The sequence below is a fragment of the Mycobacterium sp. 1165196.3 genome, assembly GCF_001673415.1.
Lineage (GTDB): Bacteria > Actinomycetota > Actinomycetes > Mycobacteriales > Mycobacteriaceae > Mycobacterium > Mycobacterium europaeum_A.
Map to the genome: position 1 here is coordinate 1 of NZ_LZLU01000200.1, position 6,255 is coordinate 6,255.

Below are 6,255 nucleotides of genomic sequence, written 5' to 3' on the forward strand. Positions count from 1 at the left end.
GACACCGCGTTCGGACGGCTCAGCAGCCGGATCGATCCGGCGTCGACGGGCTCGTTCTGGGAGCTGACCGCCGACAAGAACCTGCGATCCTTCGACGATGTGGTGGCGCGGCTGGGCCGCAATGCCGCGGGTCTTCATGTCCTCGCCGGGGAGCCGGCGTCGGGGCCGCGCCGAGTGCTCGATCCCGCGATCTACCGGGAAGCCGCGCTGCGCCTGGACCGCCATTTCACGATCTCGGTCATCGACTGCGGTTCGACCATGGACGCGCCGCTCACCCAGGAGGTCCTGCGCGACCTCGATGCGCTGATCGTGGTGTCCTCCCCCTGGGCCGACGGCGCATCCGCCGCCGCGCGGACCATGGAGTGGCTGGCGGATCAGGGCCTGGCTGCGCTGTTGGGCCACACCATCGTGGTGCTCAACGATTCCGACGGTCATGCCGACAAACGCACCCGGGCGTTGCTCGCCCGCGAATTCACCGACCATGGCCGGCCGGTGATCGAAGTGCCCTTCGATCCCCACCTGCGGCCCGGCGGCGTGATCGACGTGGGTCACGAGATGGCCCCGGCCACGCGGCGCAAATTCCTCGAGATCACCGCGACCATCGCCGGATACTTCGCGGCGCGTCCGCACGGCGGCGCAGACCACGCGGGCATGCCGAACTAAGCCCGCGCCGACGGGTCGGCGATCGCCTCGATCTTCATGACCCGGGCCCCGCGGATCGTCAGCACGATGACGGCGAACAGGCGGCGCTCGCTGAAGGCCAGCAGCACCGGTCCCCCGACGGGGCCGCTGACCAGGGTCACGTCCGGCCACAGGTAGCGCAACAGGTTGGTGGCCACCGCATCTGGCCCGTGGTTGATCTGCTGTGGCGGCGCCGGGTCCGCGAGGATGGTGCCCACGCCCCACACCGTCGGATCCAGGACGGCGGCCAACGCTTCGAGGTCACCGTTGGCGCATGCGGTGATGAACTTCTCGGTCACCAATTGGTGTTCGGCCGATGCGACTTCACTCAATTTCGGTTGTGCCGCATGGAATTTCGTGCGCGCCCTGCGCGCCAGCTGGCGGCAGGTGCCGACCGGGCGGCCCACGGTCTGCGAGATCGAGTCGAACGGGACGCCGAACACGTCGTGCAGCACGAAGGCGACCCGCTCAGCGGGGCTGAGCCTGCGCAGGACTTCGAGCAGGGCGGTGCGGATCTCGTCGTCGAGCGTGACCCGGTCGGCCGGGTCGAAGCGGCCTGGCGCCGGTTGCTCCGCAACCTCTCCGGGCCGTTCGTATCGGGCGCGGGCCGAACGCACCTGGTCCAGGCACAGCCGGCTCGCCACCACGGTCAGCCAGCCCCGGGCGTCCTCGATCTCGCTCACGTCGGCGCGCGAGAATCGCAAAAAGGCCTCTTGCGCAACGTCTTCCGCGTCGCCGATGTCGCCCAGCATCTGGTAGGCGAGGTTGACCAGGTATGGGCGGTGCCGACGCCAGGCCTCGCCGACCTGGTCGCCGGTGGACTGCGACTGGTTCATGACTCTTCGACGATCTGCTGGGGCGAAAAGTTACACGTTCTCCCGGGTAACTTTCCCACCTTTTGCCTCGTCGTTTCTCCCAGTGCACAAAGTTCACGGAAAGGATGCCCATCATGACCATCGTCATCACCGGTGCGACCGGCAACGTCGGACGCCCACTCGTCACCGAACTGCTGGCCGCGGGAGCCCGCGTGCGGGCGGTCACCCGGCAACCGGGGCCGGCCGGATTCCCCCCCGAGGTGGAGGTGTTCGGCTCGGCCGCCGAGGCGCTACCCGGTGCCTCCGCGGTCTTCCTGAATTCGCGGGCGCTGGGTGCGCAACTCGAAGACGTGGTGGCCCGGTGCGGGCCCGCCGGTGTCAGCAAGCTGGTGGCGTTGTCGGCGATCAACGCCGACGACGACGTCGCCCGGCAACCGTCCCGGTTCCGCGGCGACCGCAACCGGGAGGTCGAGCGCCTCGCCGTCGACTCCGGTTTGGACTGGGTCAGCCTGCGGCCCACGGTGTTCGCCACCAACTTCGCCGGAATGTGGTCGGCGCAGATCCGCGCCGGCGACGTCGTCGCCGGACCCTACGCCGCGGCATCGGCCGCCCCGATCGTCGAGACCGACATCGCCGGCGTCGCGGCGCACGCTCTGCTCACCGACGAGCTTGCCGGGCAACGCATCCCGCTGACCGGTCCGCAGGCCTTCACCAACGCCGAGCTGGTCGAGGTCATCGGCGCCGTCCTGGGCCGGCCGCTGCAGTACCTCGAGATCCCCGCCGATGCCGTGCGGCAACGATTCGTCGGGTTGGGCTTCAGCGCCGCATTCGCCGACGCCTACCTCGCCATGCAGGCCGAGACGCTCGACAACCCGGCCCTGGTCACCCACGACGTGGAGAAGATCCTCGGTCGGCCGCCAGTCCCGTTCGCGCACTGGGTTTTCCAACACCGAGCGATGTTCAGCAACGAGAAACAAGGAGTCTGAGATGACCGATCCACGCCCCCCGCGCTACCTCAAGCCCATGAACAAGTTCATGATGGCGGTCCAACGGTTGGGGATCCCGACGGGGCCCGCCATGGTGCTCACCGTGCCCGGCCGCAAGTCGGGCCAACCGCGCCGAACCCCGATGACGCCCTTCAACTTTCGGGGCGGCCTCTACGTCGTGGCCGGTTACCCCGGCGCCGACTGGGCCGCGAATGCGCGGGCGGCCGGCACCGGCACGCTGAGCCGCGGCCGACGGTCACGCCCGGTGCGGATCGTCGAACTCTCCGCCAGCGAGGCGCGACCGGTGCTGCGCGCCTTCCCCACCGAGGTCCCGGTCGGGGTGGCCTTCGCCAAACGCTCGGGCATGGTGCGGGACGGCACCCCCGACGAGTTCGAGGCGCTGGCGGGTCGGTTGGCCGTTTTCCGCTTCGAACCGGCCTAGCCGCGTCACCAGACGATGGCCGCCATGTCGCGGTTGTCCGAGCACACGCTGCGCACCGCGGCCTGGATGTCCGCCGAGGTGATGATCTGCAGATCCTCGACCGTCACCGGTTGACCCGCCCGCTTTTGGGCCACCACCCGGGTGTCGCGGAAACCCTCGGCGCGCTCCACGACGTTGCGGGCGAACCTACCGTTCTGCATGGCGTCGATGCCGTGGCGTCCGCCCGGGGTGGTGTAGTTGCGGATCGTCGTCGCCGCGTCCAGGAACGTTTCTTTGGCGCCATCGTCGAGCAGGCTGGCGCGCGGCGTGGCGTAGCGGTGCGCGATCTCGACGATCTCCGCCGGCGAATAGGACTCGAAACGCAGCTTGCGGTTGAACCGGCCGGCCAAACCCGGGTTCACGGTGAGGAAGGCGTCCACCTGATCTTCGTAGCCCGCCCCGATGAAGCAGAAGTCGAACCGGTGCACCTCCAGCGCCACCAGGAGCTGGTTGACGGCCTCCATGCCGATCATGTCGGGCGTGCCGTCCTGATGGCGCTCGATCAGCGAGTAGAACTCATCCATGAAAATGATTCGGCCCAGCGACTTTTCGATCAGCTCGTTGGTTTTGGGCCCCGATTCGCCGATGAAGTGGCCGCAGAAATCCGACCGGCGCACCTCGCGGATCTCGGGGTGGCGCACGATTCCCATGCCGGCGTAGATCTTGCCCAGCGCCTCGGCGGTGGTCGTCTTACCGGTACCGGGCGGACCCACCAGCAGCATGTGGTTGGTCTGACCCTCCACCGGCAGGCCATGCTCGAGCCGCATCATCCGCACTTCGAGTTGGTCCTCCAGCGCCGCGACCGCTTGCTTGACCGCGGCCAGTCCCACCTGCTTGGCCAGCAGCTTGCGGCCCTCGGCCAACAGCTCGGCGCGCACGTCGGCGGCGGCGGCGTCGTCGAGTTCGTCGCGGCTCTTGGCCGACGAGGCGTCCCATCGATCGGTGCGGCTGTTGATGGTTTCCTCGTCGGTGACCACCAGGTGCAGGTTCGGGTCGGCCAGTGCCTCTTTGGCCGCCTCGGTCAGGACGCCGTTGATGGTGGCCTTGGATAGCCAGATCTGGGCCTTGTCCTCCTCGCGCAGCTGACGGTGCACCATCCCCCGCACATAGGCCAGATCGGCGACCAGCAGCGGAATGTCGGCCGGTCCGATCGACGCGGTCAGCACATCGGCGTCGAAGCGCGACGACGACTGGGTGTGCCCAATCACGTCGACGCGGTCCAGCCAGTCCAGCGCCACCCGGCCCTGCCCGAGATGGGCGGCGGCATGGGCGGCCAGCGCGCAGATCGACGCGGTCACCGCCGACATGACGATGGCCTGGGCGGGCAACTCGTCGGCGGCGGCCAGCAAGACGTCCGGCCAGCGTTGGGTCCGGTACATCAAGAACGTGCGGGCCAGCTGGTGCCACTGATAGTTGGTCCAGGAATCGAGCAGGTCACGGTTGGCCAGCAGCCGGTCCGCCTCGGCGTACTCCCCGGCGATCGTCAACGCGGACGCCAACGCCAGCCCCACCTGTGACGCGTCGGTGACGGTGATGCCGATGTAGGGACCCAGCTGGATCTCGGCGGCCAGCGTCTGCCCGATGCGCGTGGTTTCGCGGTGCAGCCATTCGCTGGTGGCGTAGAGCTGCCGCAACGACGCCAGGTCGTTGTCACCGCACGCGATGCGCCCCAACCAGGCGTCGGCCATCGACGGGTCGGCGTCGGTGGCAGCGACGAACTCCGGCAGCGCCGCCGCCCGGCCCTGCCGGCTCTTGATCGCCATGGCACGATCGAAATACCTTCGGGCGGTTTGCAAATCACCCATCACAACCCCTCGCGGCACTGCGCTCATCACACCGTGCCTCAAACTCGTGTTTCTGACCTGCTACGTGCCGACCGAGATGCCCACCGGCTCGAGACTGACGTAGCGGTTCTCGGCGCGGAACATGTCCATCTCGACGAGCCAATTCTCTCCTGCTGCACTGACGTTGACCACCGCCGGCCCGAGTTGCTCGATGATCACCTCGAAGCCGTTCCGATGCGCCTCGGAGAGGCGGGCCCCCGCGGGGGCGATGGTGATCACCGTCGCCGGTCGCGGGGTCGGGGAGATCGCCGCCTCGATACCGCCGCCCTCGAGCGCGCCCGCGCCGCCCCCCCGTCGCGGGGCGTACTCGACGACGCTGACGGTGGTCCGCGGTGCGGGACGCGGGCTGTTGACCACGCTGATCTCCGGCATGCGCACGCTGATCCAGCGCGACATGTCGCGGGTGTGCACGCACACCCGTTCGCCGGCGCCGGCGGTCCGGATTACGATCCGCTTGGCGATCGGGTCGTCGGCGGCGACGAACACGCGCGACAGCTCACCGGCGTCGGTGACCGGCACCAGCAGCCGGTCGCCGTTGCTGAGCTTGCCGATCAGCACGCCCGATGGTCCGATCTCGGTGATCAGCTCGGCCGGCAACGGGCTGCGCCGCAATCCACGCAGGTGCGGACGGGGGCCACACATGTTGGCGGCCGCCGCGGCGGCCTGCTCGCCGTTGAGCCGGCGCAGGATGACGCTGGGCGGCGTCGGTGCCGGCGTGGGTGTGCGCACGGTGATGGTGACGGTGCACGTGGCGTCCGGGAAGACGGTCACGTTCTGGATGACCTCGTCGGCGCGCAGCGTCCACGCCTGCGAGATGCGTGACGTGATCGCCTCGGCCGGATACGCATAGGTGGTCATCCAACCCGCTTCTCCGCGTATGGCTTTCCACCGCTGCACGGTGCCCGACACCGCGTCCCACCCCAGCCGGCGGTCGAGCTCGACGAGGTCGGTGGCGGTGGCCACCTTGGCGCGCAGCCCCTGGCAGCGCAGCAGTCCGGCGATGCGTTGTGCGACCGAAATGGCCGCCGCGCCAACGGTCGTGCGCCAGAACAGGGCTTGGGCGTTGTCGATCACCGCCAGCCGCATGATCAGCCACGTCTCACGCCGGCCCGCGTAGGGCGGGGTTCCGATCTCGGAGTCGTAGACACGCGGAAAGTCCCCGATAGTGCCGTGCCGGGAGCCGATGGTGACCACGCTGATCGAATCGAGCTGCAGGCCAAGCGCCTGGTGCAGCATCGGCACCAATTCGACGATGTCCAACACGTTTTCGGTCTCGACGCTCACCGAGCCGGTCACCCTGGTGGCTCGGTGACCTCTGCCCAGCAACTGCACCGCGACCACGGCGACACCGTCTTGGACGCGGACGCCGCCACCGGATCGGTTGTTGGCCACGGTGATCGGGGCCGTCCAGTCGATCGGGCGCCGGCCACGCCGCCACAACACCGCCC

The 6,255-nt window shown here is 68.9% G+C and carries 6 protein-coding genes; 3 read left to right on the plus strand and 3 right to left on the minus strand.

What is annotated here, in order from left to right; all coding sequences use genetic code 11:
- On the plus strand, positions 1 to 663 hold a 663-nt coding region (locus tag A5659_RS20825), incomplete at its 5' end, for a MinD/ParA family protein (RefSeq protein WP_067183952.1).
- Here the strand turns inward: A5659_RS20825 and sigI are convergent.
- A complete protein-coding gene (sigI, locus tag A5659_RS20830) occupies positions 660 to 1,517 on the minus strand; it encodes an RNA polymerase sigma factor SigI (protein WP_067139333.1) in 858 nt (285 codons plus the stop codon). The genes A5659_RS20825 and sigI overlap by 4 nt on opposite strands.
- 113 nt (positions 1,518 to 1,630) lie before the next feature.
- Between sigI and A5659_RS20835 the strand changes: the two genes are divergently transcribed.
- A complete protein-coding gene (locus tag A5659_RS20835; RefSeq protein WP_067183960.1) occupies positions 1,631 to 2,482 on the plus strand; it encodes an NAD(P)H-binding protein in 852 nt (283 codons plus the stop codon).
- Between the two features lies 1 nt (position 2,483).
- Positions 2,484 to 2,924, plus strand: a complete 441-nt coding sequence (locus A5659_RS20840) for a nitroreductase family deazaflavin-dependent oxidoreductase (RefSeq protein WP_066870112.1) — start codon at positions 2,484 to 2,486, stop codon at positions 2,922 to 2,924.
- A 5-nt stretch (positions 2,925 to 2,929) separates the two neighbouring features.
- On the opposite strand, the gene eccA2 is transcribed toward A5659_RS20840, so the two are convergent.
- Together eccA2 and eccE are read right to left on the minus strand one after the other, a co-directional pair.
- Positions 2,930 to 4,768 carry a type VII secretion system ESX-2 AAA family ATPase EccA2 gene (gene eccA2, locus A5659_RS20845; protein ID WP_197498122.1) on the minus strand — a complete coding sequence of 613 codons (1,839 nt, stop codon included), beginning with the start codon at positions 4,766 to 4,768 and terminating at the stop codon, positions 2,930 to 2,932.
- 60 nt (positions 4,769 to 4,828) lie between these two features.
- Positions 4,829 to 6,255, minus strand: a 1,427-nt coding sequence (gene eccE / locus A5659_RS20850) for a type VII secretion protein EccE (protein ID WP_067183963.1), incomplete at its 5' end; no start/stop codon positions are given.